The 789-nt window shown below is 32.7% G+C and carries 1 protein-coding gene; it reads left to right on the top strand.

Annotated elements, in window-relative coordinates; all coding sequences use genetic code 11:
• Position 1 precedes the first annotated feature (1 nt).
• Positions 2-789: carbohydrate ABC transporter permease (locus KPL54_RS25815; protein WP_216109326.1), on the top strand; the 788-nt coding region annotated here is incomplete at its 3' end.

Here is a 789-nt window from a genome sequence, read left to right as displayed (position 1 = left end):
AATTGTTCACATAATTCTTATAATAGGTGCGATTGCAATGCTAATTCCATTTATATGGATGATACTAACTTCGTTAAAAACACTTACAGAGTCAACGTCATTACCAGTTACTATTATGCCTAAAAGTTTTAAATGGGGAAATTATGTTGACGTATGGAATCAATTGCCATTTGCGAAATTTTACATAAATACAATGCTAATGATATTTTTTAGAGTCATAGGTTCAGTTTTCTTTAGTGCCATGGCAGCCTATGCTTTAGCCAGAATTGAATTTCCAGGAAAAAATTTTTTCTTTATGTTAATACTTATTCAAATGATGATACCAGGACAAATATTTATTATCCCACAGTATGCTATAATTTCAAAACTTGGATTATTAAATACTGTTACAGCTCTAGTAATACCCGGGATTATAAGCGCTTTTGGTACTTTTCTACTTAGACAATTTTTCATTGGAATTCCGAAGGAACTAGAGGAAGCAGCAATATTAGATGGATGTAACAGATGGCAAGTATTTTGGAAAGTTATGTTACCTTTAACTAGATCAGGTCTAGTAGCACTTGGAATATTCACTTCAGTGTTTGCTTACAAGGATTTGATGTGGCCTTTAATAGTAAATATGTCATTAGATAAGATGCCGCTAGCGGCTGGAATGGCATCATTACAAGGTCAATATTCAACAAATTTTCCTCAACTTATGGCAGGCTCAATGATAGCTATATGGCCAATGCTTATAATATTTATTATATTTCAGAAGCAATTTATTGAAGGTGTTGCAAGTACAGGTTC

Origin of the sequence: Clostridium estertheticum (genome assembly GCF_018861295.1) — a bacterium.
Lineage (GTDB): Bacteria > Bacillota > Clostridia > Clostridiales > Clostridiaceae > Clostridium_AD > Clostridium_AD estertheticum_D.
This window is presented reverse-complemented; position numbering and strand designations above follow the sequence as displayed.